The 26,319-nt window shown below is 49.9% G+C and carries 27 protein-coding genes; 14 read left to right on the plus strand and 13 right to left on the minus strand.

Going from position 1 to position 26,319, the window contains the following annotated elements; genetic code table 11:
* The first annotated feature begins 3 nt into the window (after window positions 1-3).
* On the plus strand, window positions 4-357 hold the full coding sequence (locus DEU29_RS02095; RefSeq protein WP_133538594.1) for an Hpt domain-containing protein: 354 nt from the start codon (window positions 4-6) through the stop codon (window positions 355-357).
* On the opposite strand, the gene DEU29_RS02105 is transcribed toward DEU29_RS02095, so the two are convergent.
* From DEU29_RS02105 to DEU29_RS02140, 8 genes are all read right to left on the minus strand, one after another.
* Entirely contained in the window at window positions 351-1,073 is a 723-nt protein-coding gene (locus tag DEU29_RS02105) for a response regulator (RefSeq protein WP_208107595.1), read from the minus strand. The two genes, DEU29_RS02095 and DEU29_RS02105, sit on opposite strands and share 7 nt — an antisense overlap.
* A gap of 73 nt (window positions 1,074-1,146) precedes the next feature.
* The gene (locus tag DEU29_RS02110; protein WP_133538596.1) at window positions 1,147-2,793 is read right to left on the minus strand and encodes a sensor histidine kinase; all 1,647 of its coding nucleotides are present in this window, start codon (window positions 2,791-2,793) and stop codon (window positions 1,147-1,149) included.
* A gap of 98 nt (window positions 2,794-2,891) precedes the next feature.
* Window positions 2,892-3,914 (minus strand): methyltransferase, encoded by a 1,023-nt coding sequence (locus DEU29_RS02115; RefSeq protein ID WP_133538597.1) that lies wholly within the window; start codon window positions 3,912-3,914, stop codon window positions 2,892-2,894.
* 3 nt (window positions 3,915-3,917) lie between these two features.
* Window positions 3,918-5,627: a DUF342 domain-containing protein gene (locus tag DEU29_RS02120; protein ID WP_133538598.1), complete on the minus strand. Its 1,710-nt coding sequence runs from the start codon at window positions 5,625-5,627 to the stop codon at window positions 3,918-3,920.
* A 93-nt stretch (window positions 5,628-5,720) separates the two neighbouring features.
* Window positions 5,721-6,059 (minus strand): Hpt domain-containing protein, encoded by a 339-nt coding sequence (locus tag DEU29_RS02125; protein ID WP_133538599.1) that lies wholly within the window; start codon window positions 6,057-6,059, stop codon window positions 5,721-5,723.
* Complete coding sequence (locus DEU29_RS02130; protein ID WP_133538813.1) at window positions 6,059-7,075, minus strand: succinylglutamate desuccinylase/aspartoacylase family protein; 1,017 nt, start codon at window positions 7,073-7,075, stop codon at window positions 6,059-6,061. The genes DEU29_RS02125 and DEU29_RS02130 overlap by 1 nt, the downstream gene beginning before the upstream one ends.
* A gap of 32 nt (window positions 7,076-7,107) precedes the next feature.
* Complete coding sequence (gene rimK / locus DEU29_RS02135; protein WP_133538600.1) at window positions 7,108-8,016, minus strand: 30S ribosomal protein S6--L-glutamate ligase; 909 nt, start codon at window positions 8,014-8,016, stop codon at window positions 7,108-7,110.
* A 2-nt stretch (window positions 8,017-8,018) separates the two neighbouring features.
* Complete coding sequence (locus tag DEU29_RS02140; RefSeq protein ID WP_133538601.1) at window positions 8,019-8,435, minus strand: ATP-dependent zinc protease family protein; 417 nt, start codon at window positions 8,433-8,435, stop codon at window positions 8,019-8,021.
* A gap of 181 nt (window positions 8,436-8,616) precedes the next feature.
* Here DEU29_RS02140 and DEU29_RS02145 point away from each other — a divergent pair, with 181 nt between their 5' ends.
* A complete protein-coding gene (locus DEU29_RS02145) occupies window positions 8,617-9,351 on the plus strand; it encodes an EAL domain-containing protein (RefSeq protein ID WP_133538602.1) in 735 nt (244 codons plus the stop codon).
* Here the strand turns inward: DEU29_RS02145 and DEU29_RS02150 are convergent, their stop codons facing one another.
* Window positions 9,352-10,038 carry a DUF2982 domain-containing protein gene (locus DEU29_RS02150; protein ID WP_133538603.1) on the minus strand — a complete coding sequence of 229 codons (687 nt, stop codon included), beginning with the start codon at window positions 10,036-10,038 and terminating at the stop codon, window positions 9,352-9,354.
* The gene (mutH, locus tag DEU29_RS02155) at window positions 10,028-10,708 is read right to left on the minus strand and encodes a DNA mismatch repair endonuclease MutH (RefSeq protein WP_133538604.1); all 681 of its coding nucleotides are present in this window, start codon (window positions 10,706-10,708) and stop codon (window positions 10,028-10,030) included. Before mutH ends, DEU29_RS02150 begins: the two co-directional genes overlap by 11 nt.
* 79 nt (window positions 10,709-10,787) lie before the next feature.
* Between mutH and rppH the strand changes: the two genes are divergently transcribed.
* Genes rppH through tcdA form a run of 8 tightly spaced genes read left to right on the plus strand, consistent with a single transcriptional unit; the run spans window position 10,788 to window position 18,291 of the window.
* A complete protein-coding gene (gene rppH, locus DEU29_RS02160; protein ID WP_133538605.1) occupies window positions 10,788-11,312 on the plus strand; it encodes an RNA pyrophosphohydrolase in 525 nt (174 codons plus the stop codon).
* Window positions 11,313-11,315: 3 nt separating this feature from the next.
* The gene (gene ptsP, locus DEU29_RS02165) at window positions 11,316-13,586 is read left to right on the plus strand and encodes a phosphoenolpyruvate--protein phosphotransferase (protein ID WP_208107596.1); all 2,271 of its coding nucleotides are present in this window, start codon (window positions 11,316-11,318) and stop codon (window positions 13,584-13,586) included.
* A 1-nt stretch (window position 13,587) separates the two neighbouring features.
* Window positions 13,588-14,379, plus strand: a complete 792-nt coding sequence (locus DEU29_RS02170; protein WP_133538607.1) for a sulfite exporter TauE/SafE family protein — start codon at window positions 13,588-13,590, stop codon at window positions 14,377-14,379.
* Between the two features lie 9 nt (window positions 14,380-14,388).
* On the plus strand, window positions 14,389-15,195 hold the full coding sequence (lgt, locus tag DEU29_RS02175) for a prolipoprotein diacylglyceryl transferase (RefSeq protein WP_133538608.1): 807 nt from the start codon (window positions 14,389-14,391) through the stop codon (window positions 15,193-15,195).
* Window positions 15,192-16,058, plus strand: coding sequence for a thymidylate synthase (locus DEU29_RS02180; RefSeq protein WP_133538609.1), 867 nt, complete (start codon window positions 15,192-15,194; stop codon window positions 16,056-16,058). Before lgt ends, DEU29_RS02180 begins: the two co-directional genes overlap by 4 nt.
* 8 nt (window positions 16,059-16,066) lie before the next feature.
* A complete protein-coding gene (locus tag DEU29_RS02185) occupies window positions 16,067-17,083 on the plus strand; it encodes a response regulator (protein ID WP_133538610.1) in 1,017 nt (338 codons plus the stop codon).
* Window position 17,084: 1 nt separating this feature from the next.
* The gene (locus DEU29_RS02190) at window positions 17,085-17,498 is read left to right on the plus strand and encodes a PAS domain-containing protein (RefSeq protein ID WP_133538611.1); all 414 of its coding nucleotides are present in this window, start codon (window positions 17,085-17,087) and stop codon (window positions 17,496-17,498) included.
* A complete protein-coding gene (tcdA, locus tag DEU29_RS02195) occupies window positions 17,491-18,291 on the plus strand; it encodes a tRNA cyclic N6-threonylcarbamoyladenosine(37) synthase TcdA (RefSeq protein ID WP_133538612.1) in 801 nt (266 codons plus the stop codon). Before DEU29_RS02190 ends, tcdA begins: the two co-directional genes overlap by 8 nt.
* Window positions 18,292-18,387: 96 nt before the next feature.
* Here the strand turns inward: tcdA and DEU29_RS02200 are convergent, their stop codons facing one another.
* Window positions 18,388-18,744, minus strand: a complete 357-nt coding sequence (locus DEU29_RS02200) for a SufE family protein (protein ID WP_133538613.1) — start codon at window positions 18,742-18,744, stop codon at window positions 18,388-18,390.
* Between the two features lie 139 nt (window positions 18,745-18,883).
* Between DEU29_RS02200 and DEU29_RS02205 the strand changes: the two genes are divergently transcribed.
* The 4 genes from DEU29_RS02205 to DEU29_RS02220 all read left to right on the plus strand — a co-directional run bounded on the left by DEU29_RS02205 (window position 18,884) and on the right by DEU29_RS02220 (window position 24,741).
* Entirely contained in the window at window positions 18,884-19,633 is a 750-nt protein-coding gene (locus DEU29_RS02205; RefSeq protein WP_133538614.1) for an electron transfer flavoprotein subunit beta/FixA family protein, read from the plus strand.
* Window positions 19,630-20,559 carry an electron transfer flavoprotein subunit alpha/FixB family protein gene (locus DEU29_RS02210; RefSeq protein ID WP_133538615.1) on the plus strand — a complete coding sequence of 310 codons (930 nt, stop codon included), beginning with the start codon at window positions 19,630-19,632 and terminating at the stop codon, window positions 20,557-20,559. Before DEU29_RS02205 ends, DEU29_RS02210 begins: the two co-directional genes overlap by 4 nt.
* A 188-nt stretch (window positions 20,560-20,747) precedes the next feature.
* Window positions 20,748-22,568, plus strand: a complete 1,821-nt coding sequence (locus tag DEU29_RS02215) for a DUF1302 domain-containing protein (protein WP_133538616.1) — start codon at window positions 20,748-20,750, stop codon at window positions 22,566-22,568.
* 148 nt (window positions 22,569-22,716) lie between these two features.
* Complete coding sequence (locus DEU29_RS02220) at window positions 22,717-24,741, plus strand: S9 family peptidase (RefSeq protein WP_133538814.1); 2,025 nt, start codon at window positions 22,717-22,719, stop codon at window positions 24,739-24,741.
* Here the strand turns inward: DEU29_RS02220 and DEU29_RS02225 are convergent.
* On the minus strand, window positions 24,738-25,472 hold the full coding sequence (locus DEU29_RS02225; protein ID WP_133538617.1) for a glycosyltransferase family 25 protein: 735 nt from the start codon (window positions 25,470-25,472) through the stop codon (window positions 24,738-24,740). The two genes, DEU29_RS02220 and DEU29_RS02225, sit on opposite strands and share 4 nt — an antisense overlap.
* The gene (locus DEU29_RS02230) at window positions 25,473-26,258 is read right to left on the minus strand and encodes a glycosyltransferase family 2 protein (RefSeq protein ID WP_133538618.1); all 786 of its coding nucleotides are present in this window, start codon (window positions 26,256-26,258) and stop codon (window positions 25,473-25,475) included. It abuts the gene before it with no gap.
* Between the last annotated feature and the right edge of the window lie 61 nt (window positions 26,259-26,319).

Consider the following 26,319-nt stretch of genomic DNA (forward strand, 5'->3'; position numbering starts at 1 on the left):
CAAATGACACAGGACAGCGTCCTCGACACACAATTACTAACACAATATCACGATAGCTTAGGCACAGATGGCCTTAACGCGACGCTGACGACCTTTGATCAGATCATTCAGAGCTATGCCAATTTGTTGCATCAGGCGGCTAAAGAAAAGAATGAAGAGCAATTACGAAGTCAGGCACACAAGGTCAAGGGTGCGTGTAATTCGGTTGGTTTAGTCCAGCTTGCCAAATTGATGGAACAGCTGGAAAAGGAAAGCTGGGAGTGGCCACAGGCTGAACGTTTACTGATTGAATGGGCCGATTCGGTTATTCCGCACCGGCAACAACTGCAACAGTGGATAGAACAGGAAGCTCACTGAGCTTCCTGAGAAACCTCGCCAATAAAGCGGTAACCTTCACCATGAATGGTGGTGATTAGGTTAGGTGTATCCGGATGTGACTCGAAATGGCGACGAATGCGACGGATTGCTACATCGACAGTACGATCGTTGGGTCGTAATTCACGGTCCAACATACGCTTAACCAAGGTTTCACGATCCAGAATTCGACCCGGATTAGTTAAAAACAGCTCGAGCGCGCGGTATTCGCTTTTTGGCAACCGGAACATTTGGTTCTCGGGAGAATAAAGACAACGACTGTCGCTATTCAGGCGCCAACCATGAAAGTGAAACTGCACGCTGTTGGTTTCGACTGGATTGCTGTTCCGTGATGCTTCGATGCGTCGACATAGATTGCGCACCCGAATGGTCAGCTCTTTCGGATTATAAGGTTTAATCAAGTAATCGTCGGCGCCTAATTCCAGTGCTAATAAGCGGTCGTCTTCGCTATCCCGACCGGTCAAAAATATTAGCCCGATATTATCACGTTCACGCAATGACTCTGCTAACTCCAGGCCATTTTTGCCGGGTAAGTTAACATCCATAATAACGACATCGATGCGTTCCTGACGCATGATGTTTTCCATTTGCAAGCCATCGGCTGCATCAAATACTTCGTAATCTTCCTGTTGGAAAAGGCGGGTTAACGTCTGGCGGGTAACAACCTCATCTTCCACAATCAATAGTCTGGCGTTCATAGCGTTCCGCGTTCCTGGCAAATTATTATAATTCAGCGCTTATAAGAAAAGATGTACAAATATTGACGCTATATTATGACTTTTGTTCAAAATTTTTCAAGCTTGCCGGCGCATTAACTACGGTTACCGGAAAACGCACGATAAACTCGACGCCCTGTTGTTCTTCGCTAAAGAAGTGAATGTTACCCCCTAATACCTGCGTCACCAGGTTATAAGCTAAATGCAAACCAAGGCCACTGCCGCCTGCGCCACGTTTAGTAGTTACAAAGGGGTCGAAAATCTTTTTACGAATATCGAAGGGCACACCATTACCATCGTCGCGGTAGGTAATTTCCAAATCATCATCAATAAGCTCAAAATTGATTTCGATATGGCCCGATGTTTTGCCGTCAAAGCCATGTACCATCGAATTTACGATCAAATTAATCAGGATTTGGTTTAATGGACCGGGCTTAGTCATCACCTCTAAATTATCTGCGGCATGCACCTGAATCGGGAACTTCTCAATATCCAGACGACGCGGCTTAACCGAGGTCAATACATCACGCATAAAGTTGTGAATTTCAATGGTTCGGTCAACTTCTGAAGATTGGTCGACGGCAACCTGCTTAAAGCTGGTAATAAGTTCAGCAGCGCGATTAACGTTGCGGTAAATGATGGCAAGGTTTTCGTCGCAGTCTCCCAAAAAACGCGCAAACTCATTGGTTGATATGCGTTTCTCGTTAAACTTTTCCTGCATAACGGCGAGCTTGTCCTGTAACAGTGTCGATGCAGTTACGGATAAGCCGATGGGGGTGTTAACTTCGTGTGCTATACCGGCAACCATATCGCCGAGCGACGCCATCTTCTCGGACTCGACCAGTTGTCCCTGGTACTGGTGTAGCTGTTCCAGAGTCGCGAGTAACTCCTGATTAGATTCCCGCAGTGCTTTGGTGCGTTGTGTTACTTGCTGCTCGAGTTCTGCGTTTAATTGGCTGGCCTCTTGCTCTGCGCGACGCTGGCGTTCGATTTGGTGCTGTACCCGATCCAACATGATATTAAGAGATTGCCCCAGATCGTTAAACTCATCGACGCGGGAGTCGGGAATCCTTAGTGTGTAGTTTTTATCCCGGGCTATTTGGCTGGCAATATCAACGATATGCTCTAGTGGTTGAGTAATACCGCGCCTTAAACGGATGGTAGCAATCCAACAGGCGATTAGGGTGACCAGAAAAACCAGCACCGCTACGCCTATTGAACGCCACATAAATAAGCGGATTTCGTTGGTAGAACCACGCAAATACACGTAACCGATTACCGAATTATCCAACAAAATCGGTTCGGCTACTTCCATAAAGTCGGCATTGATTTGAGCCTGGCTCAGCTGCTCTATTTTGGAAAACTTGGCCGGGATTGGGGCTAATCCCTCTTTATTATAACTGGCAAAAAAGCTCAGTTCGCCGCTTGTCGGTTCCAGCCGGTAAATATGAACGTGTTGCACAAACTGGCTGTTAGCCAGAGTAGCTAATCGGCGTGTTTCGTTACTGTTATCATCCAGCGCAACGCTTTCACGCGCATTACCAGCGACGATTTTTGCATAGGAGGTAACCCGCGCTAACATCGACTCCTGATATTGATTAACCTGGCTAAAAACGTTGATGGTAAAACCGATACCTAGGGCTATCGCGGTCACTAACAAAACCACAACGATAAGACCGCGTTTTAGGGAAATCGATTGCATGCGCGTCACAACAACTCGCTGAAGACTGAATATCTATATGTTATCAAATCGTTAAAATTTGTACAGTCGTTAAGTGACGTCAATCGATTAATTTACGTTTAATTGCGTTTAGCGTAATAAACGGTAAAACGATTGTTGTGCGTAATTTGCCGACAATGACCAAAGGTACGCTCGATAACCTCGGGCCAGGGTAAAAAACTGTTGGCAACCAGATACAGTTCACCATGGCGCTTTAACCTACTATAGGCGGCAGTGATAAACTCGCGGGCAATGGTATAATCTGTCTTCAGGCCGGTGTGGAAAGGAGGGTTACTGACAATACAGCCAACCGCCTGCGGTAGTTCCGGCAACCCGTCAGCTAAAAATATTTCTGCATTGGCACCGCTGAGGTTTATCGCCGTTGCCACGATAGCTAACGGATTAACGTCGCACGCATACAACTGCGGCTGTTGCCGCTCATGTAATGTTTTTGCAATAACCCCGTTACCACAGGCAAAGTCCAAAATCGGCGTTGGCAGTTGTTGTGGTAGTGCCTCTAACAGCAGTTGAGTGCCCGCATCCACGCGTTGCCGACTAAACACGCCCGGCAGACTCTTAAGCGAAAACTGTCGCTCCGGCAGGATAACAGTGATGTCATCGGCCAGTGCTAGTAGCTCGGTATCGTCGGTTAACGGTGGTAATGATGCCACTACCTCTGTTTGGAATAATTGGCAGTGGTTGCCTACCGCCAGCTTAGTTGCGCTGCTGAAGCTTTCCGGAAGGCGTTTGACTAAAGAATTAATGCCACCGCGTTTTTCCCCAACCAGCCATATTGGTGTAGTTGCGGGTAACGCGGCCAAACAACGAAGAATATACTGATTCAATGCCTGTTCTTTGGCGACCACCAACATAACGCCCCCGTATGCTTCGAGGCGTGGCGGAAGCGCCTGGCAGAATGCCTGCGGCCAATAGCTTGCATGACCTGCATGAAAACACCAGGCATCTGCAGTCAAAAATGTCAGCGCGTTACCGTCGGGGTTAACAACCAGTAGTTTTTTGTCGTTATCGAGTGTGTTCCAGGGGTGCTGAGGCTGGCGTTGAAGCAGTTTGGCCACGGCTTCAGAGGTACTGTTTTGCGGCATAAGTTAACGTAATATATCCATTCTGAGTTGATGATCTTGCAGCATGAATAGTGTACCACCCCGGTGCTCTTTCATCTGCAGATTTTTATTTTGATGAACAAACTTAACACCAGGAAAAACCTCTTTTGCAGCAATGACACGCAGTGTTGGGTGGTTATCAACCGACGCCTTAATAACGGCAATATCGTCTTTTATGGCTTGTAGCTTATTGTGCTCAACGCGGATGGCATTAATTAACGTGCGGCTGTGCTTAATACGCATTTGCTCGTCTTCAAGCGCATTGCAGCGTCCCAACCCAACTTTTAACCGTTTCATTTTTGCCATGGTGGCTTTAAAGTTCTCAGTCAACGAATCGAGTGCGTCGAGGGTGCTGTCGTCCGGTGGCGGCGGCGATAAAATAAACCGTGTGCGGGTCCCCGCACGAGCTCCTAATTGCCCGGCAAATATTGGCGCGCAGGTTTCGAAGGTGCCACCGATGATCTTGCCCCGCGCCTGCTTGTCATCGCCGCCTATTTCCGCCGGACCGGATGTGATGACATGGCAATGAGTGAGCTGTTTATCAACAATAATACCTAAACCGCTCTCTAAATAGGCATACTGAGCATAGGCACACCAAATATTACCGGCGGCCGATAATTTACTGGATAAGGTCGGGATAAAGTGCTCGTTATCCAGCACTAGCTGCTCGTCTTCTTTAGATATGTGGCCAATGCAGCCCTTGCGCACGGTAATATTGCCACCGGCATTAAGCTCAGCCGAGTCGACATACCCAGCCACTGTAATGTCGCCGCTGGCGGTAACACGCATACCCTCGGTAACGCTACCGGAAACAATAACCGAACCTTTGAAGTCAACATGGCCGGTGGATACATCAACCGACTTAAGCGTTAAAACGTCATCGACATTAGCCGAGTTATGAGTAAACCAGGGCATGCCTACTTTTGTGGCTATTAACAAATCCGGATCAGAGTCGGATATCTGACTGCCTTCGCCGGGCGTCAACTGTTGGTCCTCACCACCCTCGGCAGGCAGTTTTACGCCTTTGACCGTAATGCCTTCGCGGCCGCCTTCGGGTGGCAGGCGGCGCATTAGCTCATCGCCTTCGTTAACGGTAATTTGTTTGCCAAGATCGCGCATATCAACGGTACCGTCATCGCGTTCCTGCGGGCGCAGAATGCGTTGTCGGGCATCTTCTACCAGTTGCTGAAAACGCGCGTTACGACCATTTTTGGGGAGTTTACCGCGCGCAACAACTACTTCTACGGTCGTGCCGGGCGGTGCTTCGATACAGTGTTGTAAAATTTGATTGATAGCGGGTCGCTGAATACCAGTGGAAATGCCATGCTGCTTCAACTCGGCCAGAAGTTTGGGGCGTGTAATAGGCTCTCCGCCCCAGGCAGAGGTTACTTCGGCCACTGCCTGCATGTCGTCGTCATCAATTGTAATGCTAATTTGCGCATCAATTAGCTGGGCGACAGCTTCGCTGTAATTGCTGGTATCGTCACGTTCTCGTTGTTTGCGCCATTCGTTAAAGTGTTTGGCAATCAGTTCAAAACCACTGCGGTCGAACAGTTGCGCACTCGCAAACTCAGACAGTTGAAAAGCCTGTTTGAGATGCTCAGCTTTGACGGTGTCTTGAGATGCAGGAATAAACACATATACATCGCTGCCGTCACGCTGAAAGCGAACATTATCTAACGGTTTGCCCGACATAACACCCGTTAACGAAGTTTATAGTTATTGTTATATCGGCTCAGTGTAGCGAAAATTAACGGGGTTGTGGTCAATAATTTATCAAAAACCTAATTAATTTATGTTGCTCAGGTAGTTATCGATAGCTTGTATAAGATGCTGTAGCTGCAGACTGAGTTGTTGCAGTTCGTCCTTGGCATCGTTAGCGGTTAACTCAGCCCAGTGTTGATAGCTGTGGGCCGCCAGCGTGCTGAGTGGTAACGCGCCAATAGTCGCACACAAACCTTTTAACGTGTGTAACTCGATTTTTGCCTGTTCCGGATTGGCCAGCCAGGCTGTTGTATTAATCCCGTCACGGTACTGCAACAGGAATTGTTGCAGTACCGCAGTGTATATTGCGGGGTCATTATTGCAGTGGCGCAGACCTTGGTTAATATCCAGCACGCCAGTCATCAGAGTGTTCTATTGTCGTATGTTTCGGTAAAAGAACCGACCACTTCGGTGGCTTCGCTAATAGTTTCTTTTTCGAACTGCGCGACGTTAAATAACGCCTCGCCTTCGTTGGCAACGGGTATATTACTACAGCCGATAACCACCCCGGCAACCGGCGATGAAATAATATCGGCCTCATCAGCGTGTGGGTTTACGGTATGCGCAAGCACTTGATTTTTCTGGATGGTCTGACCCAGTTCCACTTTACGTAGCACCAAGCCGTCTTTTTCCGCACGCACCCAGGTCGAACGGCGCGCAATAACCGGCGAAATGCGTTTGCCCCGGCGTCGTCCTTTCAACATTTTCAGGTGCTTCATGACGTTTTGTACACCTTGTACGCCGGCATTGATCGAGGCGTCATCAAAACGTAATGCCTCACCAGCTTCGTACAGGATCAAGGGAATACCTAATTCGTTAGCGAGAGCACGGAGCGAGCCATCGCGCTCTTTCGAGTGCAAAATAACCGGGCTGCCAAATGCCTTGGCCATATCCAGTGCCGCGTTGTTTTCCACATCCACACGAATCTGCGGCAAATTACTGCGATGAATTGCACCGGTGTGTAAGTCCACCACGTGCGTCGACTTTTTAACTAACTCTTCGCTAAATAAAAACGCCATGCGCGACCCCAGGGCTCCACGCTCTGACCCCGGGAAGCAGCGGTTTAAGTCACGTCGATCCGGCAAATAACGTGATTGCTGCACAAAACCAAATAAGTTGACGATAGGCACCACAATCAGCGTACCGTGCAAGCGTAACGCATCGGTTTGGCTAATAATCTGCCGACATACTTCAATGCCGTTTAACTCATCGCCATGGATAGCAGCGCACAACAGCATTACCGGGCCCGGCTTGGTACCGTGAAAAACGTCCACTCTCAGGTCCAGTGGTGCGTCGTTATAAAGCCGCACCGCCGGAATCAAAATGTGCTGATGCGAACCTGGTTCGATACGCGTGCCGGCTAACTCAAACGCCGCCATTACCGATTTACGCGAAGTGCGTGACGCCGCCATTAGCCACGACTCCCCTTGGTGCGGGTTTTATGCGCTTTGGCGTTCTTTTCCAAAAACGTAATAATTTGTCCGGCAATATCCTTATCGGATGCCGTTTCAATACCTTCAAGGCCAGGTGATGAGTTTACTTCCATTACCAATGGACCGTGGTTAGAGCGCAGAATGTCCACACCAGCAACGTTCAGGCCCATGGTTTTAGCTGCCTTAATCGCGGTCTGGCGTTCTGCTGGTGTCAGTTTAATCAAGCTGGCACTGCCACCGCGGTGCAGGTTAGAACGGAATTCGCCTTCTTTAGCTTGACGTTTCATCGACGCCACGACTTTGTCACCCAGCACAAAACAACGGATGTCCGCACCGCCGGCTTCGCGAATATATTCCTGCACCATGATGTTTGATTTCATGCCCATAAAGGCCTCGATAACACTTTCCGCGGCCTGCGCGGTTTCGGCTAACACCACGCCGATACCCTGGGTACCCTCTAATAATTTAATGACCAGCGGTGCGCCACCGACCATATCGATTAAGTCAGGGATATCCTGAGGCTGATCGGCAAAACCGGTAGTCGGCAAGCCAATGCCTTTACGTGAAAGTAACTGCAACGAGCGCAGTTTGTCGCGGCTGCGAGAGATAGCAACCGATTCGTTTAGTGGATAGGTGCCCATCATTTCAAACTGACGCAGTACGGCGGTACCGTAAAAGGTCACTGATGCGCCAATACGGGGAATGACACAATCATAGTACGGCAGCTCTTTGCCGTGGCGGTGAATTGAATTTTCTCGCGCGTTGATATTCATATAGCAACTGAGCGGGTTTAATACATCAACCTCGTGCCCACGCTCACGCGCGGCTTCGACCAATCGACGGGTCGAATATAAGTTGCTGTTACGCGACAAGATAGCAATTCGCATAGTTACTCTCCTAGTAAGTGGGCGGCCGCTGGATCAACGGTAAAATGATGGCGCATGGCCTGACGGCCCAACAGCATCCTAAATTTCATGGTATCCCGGTTGGTTAAGGTTAGCTCAACAACGTGGTCAAACTGTCCCAGCACTAACCTGGTTCTAATAACATAGCGTAATTCGGTGTGACCGCCAGAATCGGTCACCTCGCGTTTTTCAAAAATGGGCGCCTCAAAGCAATGCTCTTGCAATGAGTCTTGTTTTGGATGCATATAAATGGTCAGCCACGCCTTACCATCCCGCTCAAAGGGTTCGAGTTTAAAGGCATGCAAGCAGGACGTTTTGGCGCCTGTGTCCACTTTCATGTGAATCCGCTCAATACCGATATCGGGGAGGCTTCCCCATTCCTTCCAGCCCAAAACTTGCATGGCTTCTCCTTGTCGATCTTACGCTCTATTGCAACACGTTGTTGGTGAACATGCTAGATACACTATTTTCAGATTAGCGCAATTAATTTTTGTTACGCTAGCAGATTGATCCCATCCGTTACACTTTACGTTTTACACTCAACGTGCGTAACAACGACGTCACGTTTAAAAGGAGGAACCCATGGCGGCGTGCCCATCATGTGATTGCGAAACCCCGTTGGGTTTCAACATTAAAATGGCTTTTCAGCCAATTGTAAATGTTCAGACAAAGGATGTTTTTGCGTTTGAAGCCTTGGTTCGCGGTGGTAATGGCGAAGGAGCCGGCGAGGTGTTATCGCGGGTAACAGAAGCCAACAAGTATACTTTTGACCAAACGTGCCGGATGGCGGCGATAGAAACAGCAGCGTCCATTAACTTGCCGTCGAAGGTCAGCATTAACTTTATGCCTAATGCGATTTACGAACCTGAAACGTGTTTGGCTAAAACGTTAAAGACTGCACGTAAAACTGGCTTCCCGCGCGAAAATATTATTTTTGAAGTCACTGAGCATGAAAAAGTCGAAAATCACAACCTATTGGTTGACGTGTTTAAAACCTATCGCGAACACGGCTTTTTGACTGCTATTGATGATTTTGGTGAGGGCTATGCAGGCTTGAACCTGCTGGCTGACTTCCAGCCGGATATCCTTAAAGTGGATATGAAGCTGGTGCGGAATATTCACGAAGATCGCATCAAAAAAGCGTTATTTTCGGCGGTACAACGTGCCTGTGAAGAGTTAGGCATCATGCTCGTTGCCGAGGGTGTGGAAACACACGATGAATACTTGTATCTGAAATACAATGGCGTTGAGTTAATGCAAGGTTTTTACTTTCAACGACCAGAAATCGAAGCCTACACGATACCGAAGTTTGACTAACTAATCGTCGCTTTGGCTGGCCGCCTCGTTGCGGCTGGCCTGAAGTTTCTGTAAGTGAGCAATAAACTCATAAACATCACGGTCAAGTGCCGTGGCACTCACGTACAAATCATACCCTAACAACTCGCGTAATTGCTGCATTCGGACGGCAAACGATGCAATCAACCCCTTGTAGACAATACCTTCCGGACTCACATATTTATCCGGAATTTCGAAATACTCGGAGTAATCGTTTTTATCCGGACGTTGATGGCGCAGAGCCATGGTCAGTAATTGTCGTTGCTCAAATAACAGCGCTGATGCCAGACGTGGCGAAATGGACTGCAACACCTCATCGATATCGTGCAGCCGAAATCCTAAAAATGGCGCATCTTCGAGATCGAGCAGACGACTCACCCGTGGTACATCGTAACGAATGATATTATCCCAACTGATTTGCCAACTGCCGCGACGATGCAGGTAAGTGATGTGTTCGGGCGTAATGGCCAGTGATACCGGCGGCTCAATCAGTTTACCTATGCCCAGCAACAGCAATACGCCGGAGGTTGCGCCTATCACCACGGTAACACCGACAGGAATATCGTCGCGCACTAAATGCGCAAATACCAGCAGCACAAACAACAACAGAGACAGGCCACAAAAGGCAAGGGCATTGCGTTTGGCATAGGGGGTCACGTTAAACTGCATTAAAAACCTGCTGAATGATTTGTTCGGTAAAGTTCTTTTTTAAATAAAAACCGCGTGGGCGCACCTGAATAATACTTCCGTCAGGCCCGATGGCATCGGTCAGCGCCGAACCGTCGGCGGCTTTCGGGCGAATTTGCAAAGCTTCTCCCTGGCGCGCGGTGATATGTTCAACCTGCCCCAGGGCGATGCGATCCATATGTTCTTCCCAGTCACGCTGTAGAATAGCTTGCTGTTGCGGTGTGGGCTGCCAGATAAAGGCGCTGCCAACGACGCGATCGGCAAGCGGTATTTCACGTCGGCCATCAATGGGTAGCCACAAGACACATTGCAATTTATTACGTACGTTACTGGTCTGCCAGTTCACTCCGGCGATATTTAACAAGGGTGCGACACAGACAAAGGTTGTCTCCAGCGGTTTGCCCGCGGCATCAACCGGCAAGGTTTTTAATTCAATGCCCAGTTCGGGAAAGTCCTGGGTAGGTTTAGAGCCCGCTGTCGCACCCAAATAGTGTTCCAGCATCATGCCTACCCAGCCTTTATCTCGGCGTAAATCCGCTGGTATTGCCAGCTCAGCGCACGCTGCCAGATCAGCAAATCGCTGACCGGCTAGTTGGCTGGCGCGCTCAAACAATTCATCGACGCTGCTCGGACGAGGGGGTTTTAAGGCCATATTTACTCGTTAATCGTTTGCCCAAACCGGGCCTTTATGGAAGAATCAATGCTAACAGAGAATAATTGAGGATGCTCGAGTGATAGATGCAGAAGGATTCCGGGCAAATGTAGGAATCGTCATCTGCAACGGGCATGGGCAGGTATTTTGGGCTCGCCGAATTAATCAGCACAGCTGGCAATTCCCGCAAGGCGGAATTGATGACGGTGAGACACCTGAGCAGGCAATGTACCGCGAACTTTGGGAAGAAGTCGGTCTAAAGCCAGAGCAGGTCGAAATTCTGTACACCAGCCGTCACTGGTTGCGCTATCGATTGCCTAAACGGCTGATCCGGCGTGAGCAACGGCCCATGTGTGTTGGTCAGAAACAAAAATGGTTTCTGTTGCGGCTTAAATGCCGCGAAGAAGATGTCGATGTGTTGCAGTCAGGACATCCGGAATTTGATGGTTGGCGGTGGGTTAGCTTTTGGTATCCGGTGCGCCAGGTGGTGTCGTTTAAACGCGATGTGTACCGCCGCGTGATGAAAGAATTTGCTGCCCATGCCATGCCGTTTAACGGAGGGCGGCCGAACCGTCATCCCCGTGGCGGCAAACGAAAACGGTAAATTATGCTTGTAACTCTGCAGCGAATAGTTGAGACGGTGAATAAGTCACCTGATTTTAACCTTGCTCTAAAGGCGATGGTTAGTCAGGTGCGTGAAGCACTCGAAACCGACAGCTGCAGTGTTTTTCTTGCCGATGATGAGTCGCAGCAATTCGTGATGGCTGCCAGTGATGGCCTAAGCACCCATAAAAACGAACCACTGCGGGTGGATTTTGGCGAAGGTATTATCTCGTTAGCGGCGCAACGCGAAGAACCCCTGAATATCGCCGATGCGAGTCAGCATCCGGCCAATAAAAAAATTACCCAAACCAACGAATCTGAGTATCGGGGGCTGCTGGCTGCGCCGATTATCCACCGCCGTCGCGTGCTTGGTATCATCGTTGTTCATCAAAGCCAGGCGCGCAGCTTTACCCGCGAAGAAGAGGCTTTTGTTGTCACTCTGGCGGCGCAGTTATCAGTGGTGATTGCACATGCCAGCGCTAAAGGCTTATTGGCGAACGAAAACTCGCCCTGGATACATAGTTTGCAGGGCTTGCCGGGTTCGCCGGGGGTTGCCATTGGCGATGCTTTTGTGGCGCGCCCCGAGGTATCGCTAAAAGAGGTATCGCCGCAACGCACAGACCGGCCGCAGCACGAAGTACGTAAATTCAGACAAGCGGTGGCGCGAACCCGGGCTGATCTAAAAAAATTGTCCGAGCGAATGTTGGGGCAGGTACCCGACGATACGCTGGCGATTTTTGATGTGTATCAGGGCATGCTCGATGCAGCTAGTCTGGGTAACGCGGTTGAATCGATGATCAACGAAGGCTGGCGCGCTCAAACCGCACTCAAACATGTAGTAGAACAATTTGTCGACCAGTTTGAAGCCCTCGATGACTCGTACTTACGCGAGCGTGCTACCGATGTGCGGGATATCGGTCAGCGGGTGCTGATGCACTTGCAACAACGGCAACGTAAGCCTCGCCAGTTCCCTACCGACGGTATTTTGATAGCCGAGGAAGTAACCGCTTCGATGCTGGCTGAATTACCGCAGGATGATATTGCCGGTATTATCTCTCTGAATGGTTCGAACAACTCGCATGCGGCGATTATGGCGCGGAGTATGGGCATACCTGCGGTATTGGGCATTGACGATATCGAGTTACACTTTTTTACAGAGAAAAAACTCATCGTCGATGGCTACACCGGTGAAATCTATATTAATCCACCGCCACAGGTGCGCGAACAGTATCGGCACTTGGCGGAGGAAGAAGAAGAACTTAAATTAATTGTTGCCGAGCATGCGCATTTGCCGGCAGAAACTCAGGATGGGCAGCGTGTCAGCCTGCACCTTAATTTGGGTTTAGATGTAAAACAGCCTCATCTTGCTAACTTAAATATCGACGGTATCGGCCTGTATCGCTCCGAGATCCCGTTCATGATGCGCGATCAGCTGCCAACGGAAGACGAGCAGGTCGAAATGTATAAAGAGGTGCTTGATCACTTCCCTGACAAGCCAGTCGTAATGCGTACTTTAGATGTGGGCGGAGATAAACCGTTGCCCTATTTGCCACTAAAAGAAGATAACCCGTTTTTAGGCTGGCGCGGTATTCGCTTAACTTTGGACCACCCGGAAATCTTTCTGGTGCAGGTACGGGCTATGTTACGAGCCAGTATCGGGCGCACCAATTTACGTATTTTATTGCCGATGGTGACCAGTATCAGCGAAGTCGAAGAAGCTTCGCGGCTGATTAAGCAGGCTTACTTTGAGGTAGCCGAAGAGCAAGGTTGTGCTGTGGGCGTTAACTTGATCCAGCCGCAGCTGGGGGTAATGATCGAGGTGCCGGCGATTATCTATCAGTTATCTGCGCTGGCCAACAAAGTCGACTTTTTCTCGGTCGGCTCTAACGATTTAACTCAGTACTTACTCGCCGTGGACCGCAATAATCGCCGCGTCGCGCACTTGTATGATGCCTATCACCCGGCCGTACTAGCCAGTCTTGACGATATTGCTCGTCGCTGTGAAGAGTTAGGCAAACCGGTAAGCGTTTGTGGCGAGCTTGCCGGTGACCCGGGTGGCGCACTACTGTTAGTGGCAATGGGTTACCGACAACTGAGTATGAACAGCTACAACATTGACCGGGTGCGTTGGATATTACGTAACGTGCGCTCGGCAACACTGCAAGTGATGTTAGCGAAGGCATTACAGGCAAGACATCCTGAACAAATACGCAAAATGATTGCCAATAAGATGGAAAGCATGGGGCTGGGCGGCTTCGTGCGGGCTGGTAAATAGCATGGAGCTGAGTATTTGGCTGTGGTGCCTGGGCGGCGGTGCACTAGCCGGTTTATTGGCTGGGCTGTTGGGTATTGGCGGCGGGCTGGTGGTGGTGCCGCTGCTGATTTATTTGTTGCCCATTCTGGGCGTCGCGCCCGACATTGTGGTGCCCAGTGCCATAGCAACCAGTTTGGCTACCATTTGTATGACCACCGCATCCGCCGCATTAACGCATTCGCGTAGCGGCTATCTGGAGTCATTTTGGCTGCTGCGGGTTTTGCCCGGGTTGTCAGCGGGCGCTCTCATCGGGGCATTTTTGGTCACCGTTGTTAATCCTCATTGGTTGAAATTTATTTTCGCGACGGTACTGGTTTTATTGTCCATTCGTATGCTGCTACCGGTGCCCGAAGGAGAACCGAAAACAACGGTGTCGAAACGACTCGTGGCACTGGGCGCCGCAGTAATTGGGACAATCTCCGGGTTAGTCGGAATCGGCGGTGGTGCGTTAACGGTACCCTTTTTACAACGGATGCGATTGCCGGTAAGGCAGGCGATAGCGATATCCTCGTTGGGTAGCTTTGTGATTGGCTGTAGTTCGGTGCTGATGTTTGTTGTTAACGGCTGGCTCAGCGACAAGGCTGACGGCGCCCTGGGGTTAATTTATGTACCCGCCTGGATTGCTATATCGATTGCATCGGTCAGCTTAGCTCCGTTTGGCGCAAAGCTAGCTCATCGGTTACCGGTTAAGCTGTTACGACGGGTGTTTGCCGCGTTTTTAATTATCGTCGCTATCAATTTATTAATGAAGTAGGAGTGAATCGTGCCACCGACTGATTTCTGGCAATTTCCCACCATCGACCCGGTGATTTTACACATCTGGGGACCTATCGCTATCCGCTGGTACGGTCTGGCTTATATCGCCGGCTTTGCGTTTGCTTTTTGGTGGGGTAATCGCCAGGCTAAACGCAGCGACCATTGGACTAAAGATCAGTTTTCAGACCTACTATTCTGGTGTTTTTTAGGTGTTGTGCTGGGTGGTCGCATCGGCTATGTGCTGTTCTACAAATTCGGTAGCTTTATCGATAACCCGCTGTTTCTGTTTCAGGTGTTCGATGGCGGTATGTCGTTTCATGGCGGCTTGCTGGGCGTTATTGTCGCAATGTTTGCTTATGCCAAAGCAAAGCAACGACCGGTGTTGCAAGTCGGCGACTTTATCGCGCCGTTAGTACCCATGGGGCTGTTCTTTGGTCGTTTAGGCAACTTTATTAACGGCGAACTGTGGGGACGGGTTACCGATGTGCCCTGGGCCATCGTGTTCCCGTCAGGCGGGCCGGTACCACGCCATCCATCACAACTGTACGAAGCACTACTGGAAGGGTTACTGCTATTTTTCATTATCTGGTGGTTCCAAAAGCAACCACGCGGTCGCGGTGCCATCAGTGGTCTGTTCTTGTTAGGCTATGGCGTGGCGCGGTTTGTGGTTGAGTTTTTCCGCGAGCCCGATGCGCATTTGGGGCTGCTGTCATTGGGGATGTCGATGGGGCAGTGGCTAACCATTCCGATGATTCTACTGGGTATTGGTCTGTTATACCGTGCCAGTCAGCAGCAAAAGGTGGCGCAACCATGATTAACCGACCGGAACAACAATATTTGCAACTGTGTCAGCGTATCGTTGATGAGGGCGAGTGGGTGCACAATCAGCGCACCGGTATTAATTGCTTAACAGTCATCAATGCCGATCTGGATTATGACGTGGGCAATAATGAATTCCCGCTGATTACCACCCGCAAAAGTTTTTATAAAGCAGCTATTGCCGAGCTGTTGGGATACCTGCGTGGTTACAGCAGTGCGGCGGACTTTCGTGCCATCGGCTGTAACACCTGGAATGCAAATGCCAACGAAAACCAGGCCTGGTTAAACAACCCGCATCGGCGAGGCGAAGACGACATGGGGCGTGTATACGGTGTGCAGGGTCGCGCCTGGCAAAAACCGGACGGTAGCACGTTAGATCAACTGCGTAAGGTTATTAACAATTTAAGCAAGAGTATTGATGACCGTGGCGAGATTGTCACTTTTTACAATCCCGGTGAGTTTGAGCTTGGTTGCCTGCGCCCTTGTATGCACACGCACACCTTCTCGCTGTTAGGTGATAGATTATATTTAACTTCCTATCAGCGTAGCTGCGACGTGCCACTGGGCCTTAATTTTAATCAGATCCAGTGTTTTGTGCTGCTGGCGCTGGTGGCACAAATTACCGGCCATAAGCCCGGCAAGGCCTATCACAAAATTGTTAATGCGCATATCTACGAAAACCAGCTCGAGCTGATGCGTGACGTGCAATTAACCCGTCAGCCCTTTGCCGCGCCCTCGCTACATATTAACCCCGATATCCGCTCGTTAGAGGACATCGAAAGCTGGGTTAGTAAAGACGATTTTAAAGTCGACGGTTATCAGTCACATCCGGCGATTAAGTACCCGTTCGCCGTCTAGGAAAGCTTATGTCATTAAAAGTCACCATTTGCGATGACTCAGGGATGGCACGCAAACAATTATTACGCACCCTTCCTCAGGATTGGGATGCCAAGGTCTATCAGGCGGCTGACGGTGAGCAAGCGCTTACTTGTGTGCAGCAGGGACAGGCCGAGGTGTTGTTCCTGGATCTGAATATGCCGGTAATGGATGGCTACCAAACGCTGCACGCGATCCAACAGCAACAGCTGGAATGTCTGGTTATCGTGGTGTCCGGTGATATTCAGCCGGAAGCGTACCAGCGGGTTACACGGCTGGGCGCAATGGCTTTTGTTAAAAAGCCGATGTCCGGCGACGAACTACGTGAGCTATTACAACAGTTCGGTCTGTATCAGCCTGCTTCCGGACATCTGCAACTCGTTGACGAGCGGCAATCGCAGCCGGAAAACGCACTGGATGTTTACCGTGAAGTCAGTAATGTCGCGATGGGACAGGCCGGCGACCACTTGGCGCGGGTACTGGATACCTTTATTGATTTGCCGGTACCGAATGTTAATTTTATCGCGCCGTCTGAATTGCACATGGCCCTGCAAACTATCGACAATACCGAACGCGTATCGGCGATTAGCCAGGGTTTTGCCGGTAGTGGCATATTGGGCGAAGCGCTGACGTTATTTAGTGATACCTCCATCGACGACGTTTGCCGACTGTTAGGCCATCAGTTAACCGGCTCGGTGCGGCAACAACGTATCGAAGCGTTAATGGACATTGCTTCGATTATTACCTCGGCCTGCCTTAATGGCCTCGGGCAGCAATTACATGTGGAATTTACCGCGTCACAACCGATTTTGCTGGGCGAACAAAAAGCGGTGCGGGAACTGCTGGCGGAGTCCGAACAGCGCTGGCAAAACCTCCTTGCGGTTGAAATCGGCTACAGCCTAAAAGAACACCAAATCGACTTTGATTTGTTGCTGTTGTTCCCTGCTGATGCGGTTAAAGTGCTCGATCAGCAGCTGGCACACTGGTTGGCCGGGCAGGAGGACTAATATGACTGAAATGGATGAGTTGCACGCAAAAATGAGTATACTCGGCGCCATCGATGTCGGCATCGTGGTATTGGACCATGATTACAACATTCAGCTGTGGAATGAATTTATGCAAAACCACAGTGGTCTGCGCCCGAGTCAGGTGCGTGATAAGAATTTGTTTAAGGTCTGTAACGACGTTGACGAAGCCTGGTTAAAACGCAAAGTCGAACGGGTGTGGCAGTTAGATGCGCGGGTCTTTATTAGCTGGGAGCAACGGCCTTATGTATTTCGCTTTCGCAATAGCCGGCCCATTACCGGCAGTAGCGAATGGATGTACCAGAATATGACCGCCATACCGCTGCACAATACCCGTGGCGAGGTCTATCAGGTGTGTTTAATAATTTATGACGTGAGTGAGCAGGTTGGTGAGTAGTCCGAGCAATGAATCTTTACAACAAGCCCAAAACGGCGTTGAGCGGGTATACGGGCGCAGTGCGCTGAAGCAATTTAAGCAGTTGCATGTGGCCGTCGCCGGTTTAGGCGGCGTTGGCTCCTGGGCGGTGGAAGCACTGGCGCGCACAGGCATTGGCAAACTGACGTTAATCGACCTGGATGACATTTGTGTCACTAATATCAACCGTCAATTACCGGCCACCTTTGACAGTGTTGGCGAGCTAAAGACCGAGGCTCTGGCAGCGCGGGTAAAAGCGATTAACCCGGATTGTGAAGTCACCGTGGTCGATGATTTTCTGTTAGCGGACAACTTTGACCAGTATCTGGCGGGGGTAGATGCGGTACTGGATGCCATTGATAGCGTTAAAACCAAAGCTGCGTTGGTGGCCTGGTGTAAGCGTCGCAAGGTGCGTTTAGTTTGCTGTGGCGGCGCAGGAGGGCAAATAGATCCAAGCCAGATCCGCAGCGCCGATCTGGCCAAAGCCAAGCAAGATCCGTTATTAGCCAAAGTGCGTTCCGATTTGCGTCGTAATTACGGCTTTTCTAAGAACCCTAAGCGTAAATGGGGAATTGATTGCATTTATTCTGAAGAGCAATTGCGTTATCCCATTATAAGCGGTGAGCAAGAAGGCGAAGTGACCTTGCAAAAACCGGGCAGCGGCAGCATGCAAATGAATTGCTCCAGCGGCTTCGGCGCCGCCATGGTCGTTACCTGCACCTTCGCTACGCACGCAGTCGCCTTATTGCTACGGCGCTGCGCGCCTTCGCGCTAGGCGCCCCTTTCGGGGCTTGCCTGGCGCGGCCTGCGGCCGCCGCCTAGCAAAGCGCGGCGAAGCTCGCGCTGCCCAGCAAGCGGCCGCAGGCCGTGCCTAGCCGGTGAGTTCATGCAGAGACTTAGCTACATTACGCAGGCCGTTAGCGCGCGACGGAGTTAGGTGTCCCTCCAGGCCCTCGGCGCGGAAAAGGGTGTCGATATCGAACGCTTGAATCGCAGTTAATGATTGCCCGTCAACCTGCTGCTGAACCAGCGCTAGCAGCCCTTTAACAATGCGTGAACCACTGTCAAAACGCACCACTACGGCATCCGGATCGGAACTATCCACGTATAACCAAACCTTAGCCTCACAACCACTGACCAGGTGTGCGTCGTCGCGCGCCTGCTCGGGGTAGGCGGGGAGCGTACGTGATAATTGTACTAAGCGGCGGTATTGTTGTTCCCAGTTCACTGCGTAAACTCTGCCTTACAAAAAATAAACTAAATTGTCGCATAACTTGTTAGAAGGACGCTAGTTGAGGATAATAACGCCCAATTAACAGCAAATCACAAGAGTAACTTTTTAAAAGTTCCAACATAAGGAAGTTAACATGAAGATACTTGTCGCGGTAAAGCGCGTCATTGACTACAACGTCAAAGTCCGCGTTAAGCCAGATCAGTCAGACGTCGATTTGGCCAATGTCAAAATGGCGCTTAACCCGTTTTGCGAGATCGCCGTTGAAGAAGCTGTGCGCTTAAAAGAAGCCGGCACGGCGGACGAAGTGGTGGTGGTATCCATTGGCCCGAAAGCGGTTCAGGAACAGTTACGTACGGCATTGGCGTTAGGCGCTGATCGCGCCATTCAGGTAGAAACCGATGATATGCCGGATTCGCTGTCAGTCGCCAAAATCCTTAAAGGCGTGGTTGAGAAAGAGAGCCCGGATATGGTGATTCTGGGTAAACAGTCCATCGACTCGGACAACAACCAAACCGGCCAAATGCTAGGTGCGTTAACCGGTATGCCGCAGGGTACTTTTGCGTCTAAAGTCGAAATCGGTGATGGCTTTGTTAACGTAACTCGCGAAATTGATGGTGGTTTGCAAACGGTAAAACTCAACCTTCCTGCGATCGTGACGACTGACCTACGCTTAAACGAACCACGTTATGCGTCACTGCCTAACATCATGAAAGCCAAGCGTAAGCCGCTGGAAACCGTTAGTACGGATGACCTGGGTGTTGACGTTAAACGCACCGTTAAATTGTTGAAGGTTGAGCCACCTGCCGAGCGCAGTGCGGGTATCAAAGTTGCCGATGTGGACGAGTTAGTCGAAAAACTGAAAAACGAGGCCAAAGTACTATGAGCATTTTAGTAGTAGCAGAACACGACAATAATGCGGTTGATCCGTCAACGCTAAAAACTTTGGCCGCTGCACAAAAACTTGGCGGCGACATTCATGTTTTGGTTGCCGGCAAAGGCTGCTCAACGGTTGCCGATGACGTCGCTAAAGCTGACGGCGTAAGCAAGGTGTTTTTAGCCGATAATGGTGTGTACGAGCACCAGTTAGCTGAGAATATCGGTGCTTTGGTTGCCGAGTTGGGTAAAGATTACAGCCACGTGTTAGCGCCGGCGACAACGACCGGTAAAAACTTTATGCCGCGCGTGGCTGCACTGCTGGATGTGGCACAGATCTCTGACATCATCAGTGTAGAAAGCGATGATACCTTTAAGCGTCCTATATACGCTGGTAACGCTATCGCCACGGTGCAGTCAGAAGACGCAATTAAAGTGATCACCGTGCGCACCACAGCATTTGACGCGGTTGCAGCGGAAGGCGGCAGCGGTAACGTTGAAGCGCTTGATACAGTTATCGATAACGATCGCTCAGCGTTCGTTGGCGAGCAACTCGCAGAGTCTGAGCGTCCTGATTTGACGGCTGCAGAAATCGTTATTTCAGGTGGCCGTGGCATGCAAAACGGCGACAACTTCAAACTGATTGAAGATATCGCTGATAAACTCGGCGCAGCGGTTGGCGCTTCGCGGGCTGCCGTAGACGCCGGTTTTGTGCCTAACGACATGCAAGTGGGTCAAACCGGTAAAATTGTTGCGCCACAACTGTATATCGCTGTAGGTATTAGCGGTGCAATCCAGCACTTAGCGGGTATGAAAGACTCGAAGGTCATTGTTGCGATCAATAAAGACGAAGAAGCGCCAATTTTTCAGGTTGCTGACTACGGTCTGGTCGCGGATCTGTTCGATGTGTTACCCGAATTAAGCAAAAAGCTGTAACTGCGTTAACCCGCACTAACAGCGCTTCTGACGCCGCCTGAATCAACAAGTTGATGAAAGGTGGCGTCATTTTCCTCACTTTTCGCCTCGATACACTTGCATATTTTTAACTCATCGGACATGATTCAGACATAACCGCCGTAAAAGTTAAAAATATTAGGTGGCTCACAATGAAAAGAAGAACAACTATGCTAAAAAAATTACCTCTAGCGTCAGCCATTGCGCTGGCTTTTGCGTTGCCGAGTCAGGCTGCTGATTTTGAAGTTGGTGATTTCGACATCAAGTTCGACTCTATTCTTTCCTATGGTGCAGCATGGCGGATGGAAGATCCGGCAATGCACCTTATCCACCCGGGTAATCGTCCGGGCGGAACGGCCGGCTCTAGTGTCGGAGATGATGGTAACCTGAACTTCGAGAAAGGTGACCTGGTCAGCTCGGTATTTAAAGGTGTTCACGACCTGAGTATCGATGGCGGTGACTATGGTGCGTTTTTCCGTTTTAACTATTGGTATGACTATGTGATTTCTGAAGAAGAAATGCCACACGGTCATCCGGGCAATAATTACGTCCCTAACACTACCCTGAACGATGATATTTTCGATGACTACTCACAAGGTAGCGGCTTCGAATTACTTGATGCGTTCGTATGGGCAAACTTCAGTATGGGCGATATTCCAACCAGTTTACGTGTTGGTCGTCAGGTATTGAGCTGGGGTGAGAGCACCTTCGTTTTTAATGGTATCAATGATATCAACCCGTTGGACGTGAACGCAGCTCGCCGTCCGGGCGCAGAAATTAAAGAAGCGCTACTGCCGGTGGGCATGGTCAGCGTTAACATGGGGTTGACTCAAAGCCTGAACATGGAAGCGTTTTATCAATACGAGTGGGATAACACCAAACTCGACGGTTGTGGTACCTACTTCTCCAGTGTTGATATTATCGGCGGGCCGGGTTGTGGCAAAGTAACCCTTAACCCGCAATTAGTGCCGGGCGATCCAAGCAGTTACCTGAGTGACCGTGAATCGGTTATGGCAGGGGCATATATTGGTTCTAATCCGCGTCTGGAAGCATCTGATAGCGGCCAGTGGGGTGTTAACTTTCGTTACTACTCACTGGATCTGGATACTGAATTTGGTTTGTACTACCTGAATCTGCACAATAATACGCCAATCATTTCGGCGTATAACTGGACCGTTGATCCAGAGCAGTACATGACGGCCGAAGACCGCATGAATCCGGGTTACACTTATGCCACACCAAATGGCTACCCGATTGACGGCCCGCGTCTGGTGCTCGAGTATCCGGAAGATTATAAAGTGTTGGGTGCAAGCTTTAGCACTAACTTAGGTTTATGGTCTGTTGCTGGTGAATACAGCTTCCGCCAGGATGCGCCTGTGCAAATTAACACGACCGAAATCCTTACCGCCGGTTTACGTCCGAACGTACCAAGTACTTTCGCTGATCGTGTACAAACAACAGACCTGGGTGGCTTAGCCAATGGTTATGATCGTTTTGACGTGAGTCAGGCTCAGGCAAGTTTTGTGCGCTTTGTCGACCGCTTATGGGGTTCTGACCGCATGACCTTTGTTGGTGAAGTGGCGATGAACCAGGTACATGATTTACCGAGCTTAGCGGAACAACGCTACGGCCGCTTGCCACTGTTTGGTAAGTGCTTACTGCCATCAGAGGTAGGGCCCGCTGCGGCAGGTAACTGTGAAGGCTTTGTTACTGAAAATTCATGGGGCTATCGCACCCGGTTCCAGTTTGAGTACTCAAACGTATGGCAGGGCTGGGGTTTGACGCCGGTCATTCAGTTTAACCACGACGTAGACGGTTACTCGTCTAACAGTAACTTTATTGAAGGTCGTAAATCGTTAGGTATTAATCTGACCGCGGATTACCTATCAACCTATAAAGTGAACCTGGGTTACACCACCTATAGTGGCAGTGACTATGATGCGACCACTGACCGTGATTTTGCGTCAATCAGCTTCTCGTATGCATTCTAACTTGGTTAGACTGTAACTAAGCTAAATGGAAAGTCGTGCCTTTGGCGCGACTTTTTTGTTACTTGCGCCTAAGGCGCAAGCTACTTTGAGTCAGGTGAGTAAATTGTAACTTGCGCCTTAGGCGCAAGCTTGTAACCAGGAGAGCATGATGAAACGAACGTTAACGGCTATAGCGGCGTTGTTGGTTTCCGCCGGAGCATTGGCAGACGACCACAATACCCTGCAACTGGAAGATGTTTTTACGCTGGAATATGCATCGTCACCGACCATTCACCCGAGTGGTGATTACAGTGTATTTGTACGTCAATCAATGGATATCAACAGTGACAGCAAAGTTGGCTCACTATGGAAAATCCATGAAAACGGCGAATTACGCCCCTTAACCGGGGATAAAACCAGCGAAAGCCAGCCGGTATGGTCTCCTGACGGCAAACGTCTGGCGTTTGTTTCGACTGCCACGGGTAGTGCTCAAATTCATATTTACTGGGTCGATAGCGGCGAGCATGCTGCGATAACCGACCTAACCCAGTCTCCTGCCAGTTTGAGTTGGTCGCCGGATGGCAAGCATATTGCGTTTTCCATGTTTACCCCGGATGCCAAGCCCGCTCCTGTGTCGTTACCCGGCAAACCAAAGGGCGCTGAATGGACGGAGGCACCTAAGTATATTGATAAAGATAATTACCGCTACGACGGTGGTGGCTATGCCCGCGACGGTTATCAGCATATTTACGTGGTACCCAGCGAGGGAGGTACGCCGCGTAAATTAACTTCCGGCGATTACAATCATGGTGGCGATTTAGCCTGGGCTGCAGATGGTGAGTCTATTTTCTTTTCGGGTAATCGCCGAGAGGACGCTTTCCGTCAGCCGACTAATAGCGAGTTATACCAGGTGATGGTAACAACCGGCGAAATTAAACAGGTGACCGACCGCGTTGGTCCTGACCGTTCGCCTGCAGTGTCACCGGACGGTGAGTATATCGCTTACCTGGGGAACGACGATAACGGCCAAAGTTTTCAGATTACCCGCTTATATGTGATGTCTGCTGACGGCACAGACAGCCGCGTACTAACCGCAGACCTGGACCGCGGTGTTACCGGGTTTGAGTGGGACCACGACAGCGATGGTATTTATTTTAGCTATGATGACCATGGCATTGGCTATCTGGCACGCACGGATCTGGACGGCGATCGCGAGCAACTGGCAGATCGTGTTGGAGGTTTATCTTATAGTCGCCCTTATGGCGGCGGTGACTTTTCGGTCGCCGAGGATGACCAGGTACTTTACACTATCTCCAATCCACAACGCCCGGCTGATTTAGCTCTCTGGGATGATGGCGATAGCCGTCAGCTTACTCAGTTAAACGAAGACGCTCTGGCGCATAAGCAACTAGCCAAAGTTGAGGAGATAAATTACAAATCGAGCGTTGACGGTCGCGATCTGCAAGGCTGGATTGCTTACCCTCCAAACTTTGATTCGAGCAAAGACTACCCGCTGATGCTGGAAATTCACGGTGGCCCCCACACTAACTACGGACCGCGTTTTGCGGCGGAGATTCAATTGTTTGCGGCAGCGGGTTACGTCGTCCTCTACACCAACCCACGCGGAAGCACCAGTTACGGTGATGAGTTTGCCAATACCATCAGCAAGAACTATCCCAGTAACGACTACGATGATTTGATGGACGGCGTTGACGCTGTCATCGAGAAAGGCTTTATTGACGAAGACGAACTCTATGTTACCGGCGGCAGCGGCGGTGGTGTGTTAACGGCGTGGATTGTCGGCCATACCGATCGCTTTAAAGCTGCAGTAGTGGCTAAACCAGTAATTAATTGGTACAGCTTTGTGTTGACCGCGGATATGTACAACTACTTCTACCAGTATTGGTTCCCGGGTCTGCCATGGGAAAACCTGGAACATTACATGAAGTATTCACCGATCAGCTACGTGGGTAACGTGACCACGCCAACCATGTTGCTGACCGGCGAAAATGACTACCGCACACCAATGTCAGAAACTGAGCAATACTATCAAGCGCTTAAACTTGAGGGAGTCGAGACAGCGATGGTGCGGATTCAGGACTCAGGCCACGGTATTTATGCCCGCCCCAGTAACCTGATGAATAAAGTTGCATACATCCTGCACTGGTTCGATAAATTTAAAAATAAAGACTAATCCAGGGTTTGGTTGAAGCGGCGGTTTTGCCAAAAAAACCGCCATTGCTCTTTAAAGCGCCGCCAGGCGCTTTTTTCTTTTAAGTGTCGATCTTCCACGTCCAAAATGTCACTACCATGTTGATGGGTATTATCGACACAATAGGGTAATAAGCCCTGCACGTAGCAACCGGTCTCCCATTGCCATTGAAAATCAACATCGACTGGCCGGAAAAAGCACTTGCGAGCTAATAACTTAGTCGCACCAGAACGGCTTATAACATAGCCACAGGCACCCATCGGCGGCTTATCGGTACGGTAGTCCACTAACGTAAATGTACCAAGATCAGCGAGCTTATTACTTTGCTTTGGCTTAAATGGCTGCGCTAATTTAAGCAGATCCCAATCGCCGGACAAGGATGCAACGGTCGTACTGAGTTGTGCGAAATCGGAGCTGACGATGATATCGTCTTCAACGATAACCGCGGCTTCAGCATCGCTGTCGAGTAGTTGCTGCCAGGCCTTACGGTGACTCATATAGCAGGCGATTTCCCCACGTGTCAGTGGAGCGTAAAAGCGCTCTCGATTCTGTTGCGCATCATAGACACTGTTAATGTCATTATCGCTTAGCTTACGCCCGTCAACCGCGACAATGCGGGTAAAATCAATACCCACGCCTTGCAGTTGCTGACTAGCATGCTTTAGGCGTTCAATTGAACGGTCGAGATTAATCACATAGACAGGTAACATCATTTATCGCTCAGATTTTTCAACGTTATCACCGCGCTTACGGCGGTATTCGCGTTCGTACAGTTTTGCTTCGGTAAGGAAAAAATGAAAAGCATCAATGTTAGCTTTGATAAAGCCACGCCAGCCCGCCAGAAACATGCGCCGAATGATATAAAACTTGATGAACATCAACGGGAAAATCAGTAGTACCCGGGCGAGGTTACAGGTACGCCCCTGTTCTTCGCGCTGCTTGGCTTTAAGCAAAGAATATTTATTTAACTTATCCATGTAACCGTGAGCTGAGTCATAGCCGTAGTGCTTAACGTCGATTGGTAAGTGCGTTAAGGGTTCATCCACCTCGATATGCTCATGCACTTTTAGCGAGGTATTCCAGCGCGATTTTGATTTGCGGTAAACGCGACGAAAACGGTGATGGCGGTGACCGGGCAACGAGTGACCCATAAAAATATCGTCATGGGCCAGATAAATACCGTTAATGTCGTCTTCAGCCACTCGTTGTTGTATTTGCTCAAAAGCACCGTCTGGCAGAACCTCATCGCCATCTAAATTAATCACCCAATCGTTTCTGCATTGCTCAAGAGCAAAGGCTTTTTGTTTGGCATAACCCAGCCAATCCTGATGAATAATTCGGGCGTCATGCTGTTCTGCTATTGTCAGGGTATCGTCGGTAGAGCCTGAATCGACTAACACAATCTCATCGGCGCCCTTTACGCTGGACAATACCTCATCCAGGTGGCGTCCCTCGTTTTTGGTAATTAAATACACGCTGATTTTGGGTGTGTCTGCCATGGTGGTTTCCCGTCTATGCTGATAAAGGCTATGATATATTTTTTACTATCATATCGCATCA

Origin of the sequence: Idiomarina aquatica, from assembly GCF_004362895.1 — a bacterium.
Taxonomy (GTDB): Bacteria; Pseudomonadota; Gammaproteobacteria; order Enterobacterales; family Alteromonadaceae; genus Idiomarina.

Coding starts and splice junctions, on each gene's coding strand:
- DEU29_RS02115 (WP_133538597.1), bottom strand. CDS start 3,914: ATGCCGCAAAACAGTACCTCTGAAGCCGTGGCCAAACTGCTTCAACGC.
- DEU29_RS02150 (WP_133538603.1), bottom strand. CDS start 10,038: ATGCAGTTTAACGTGACCCCCTATGCCAAACGCAATGCCCTTGCCTTT.
- DEU29_RS02180 (WP_133538609.1), top strand. CDS start 15,192: ATGATTAACCGACCGGAACAACAATATTTGCAACTGTGTCAGCGTATC.
- DEU29_RS02205 (WP_133538614.1), top strand. CDS start 18,884: ATGAAGATACTTGTCGCGGTAAAGCGCGTCATTGACTACAACGTCAAA.
- DEU29_RS02105 (WP_208107595.1), bottom strand. CDS start 1,073: ATGAACGCCAGACTATTGATTGTGGAAGATGAGGTTGTTACCCGCCAG.
- DEU29_RS02225 (WP_133538617.1), bottom strand. CDS start 25,472: ATGATGTTACCTGTCTATGTGATTAATCTCGACCGTTCAATTGAACGC.
- DEU29_RS02095 (WP_133538594.1), top strand. CDS start 4: ATGACACAGGACAGCGTCCTCGACACACAATTACTAACACAATATCAC.
- ptsP (WP_208107596.1), top strand. CDS start 11,316: ATGCTTGTAACTCTGCAGCGAATAGTTGAGACGGTGAATAAGTCACCT.
- DEU29_RS02220 (WP_133538814.1), top strand. CDS start 22,717: ATGAAACGAACGTTAACGGCTATAGCGGCGTTGTTGGTTTCCGCCGGA.
- DEU29_RS02145 (WP_133538602.1), top strand. CDS start 8,617: ATGGCGGCGTGCCCATCATGTGATTGCGAAACCCCGTTGGGTTTCAAC.
- DEU29_RS02190 (WP_133538611.1), top strand. CDS start 17,085: ATGACTGAAATGGATGAGTTGCACGCAAAAATGAGTATACTCGGCGCC.
- mutH (WP_133538604.1), bottom strand. CDS start 10,708: ATGGCCTTAAAACCCCCTCGTCCGAGCAGCGTCGATGAATTGTTTGAG.
- DEU29_RS02125 (WP_133538599.1), bottom strand. CDS start 6,059: ATGACTGGCGTGCTGGATATTAACCAAGGTCTGCGCCACTGCAATAAT.
- DEU29_RS02185 (WP_133538610.1), top strand. CDS start 16,067: ATGTCATTAAAAGTCACCATTTGCGATGACTCAGGGATGGCACGCAAA.
- DEU29_RS02120 (WP_133538598.1), bottom strand. CDS start 5,627: ATGTCGGGCAAACCGTTAGATAATGTTCGCTTTCAGCGTGACGGCAGC.
- DEU29_RS02130 (WP_133538813.1), bottom strand. CDS start 7,075: ATGGCGGCGTTTGAGTTAGCCGGCACGCGTATCGAACCAGGTTCGCAT.
- DEU29_RS02110 (WP_133538596.1), bottom strand. CDS start 2,793: ATGCAATCGATTTCCCTAAAACGCGGTCTTATCGTTGTGGTTTTGTTA.
- DEU29_RS02170 (WP_133538607.1), top strand. CDS start 13,588: ATGGAGCTGAGTATTTGGCTGTGGTGCCTGGGCGGCGGTGCACTAGCC.
- DEU29_RS02210 (WP_133538615.1), top strand. CDS start 19,630: ATGAGCATTTTAGTAGTAGCAGAACACGACAATAATGCGGTTGATCCG.
- DEU29_RS02230 (WP_133538618.1), bottom strand. CDS start 26,258: ATGGCAGACACACCCAAAATCAGCGTGTATTTAATTACCAAAAACGAG.
- DEU29_RS02140 (WP_133538601.1), bottom strand. CDS start 8,435: ATGCAAGTTTTGGGCTGGAAGGAATGGGGAAGCCTCCCCGATATCGGT.
- DEU29_RS02215 (WP_133538616.1), top strand. CDS start 20,748: ATGCTAAAAAAATTACCTCTAGCGTCAGCCATTGCGCTGGCTTTTGCG.
- rimK (WP_133538600.1), bottom strand. CDS start 8,016: ATGCGAATTGCTATCTTGTCGCGTAACAGCAACTTATATTCGACCCGT.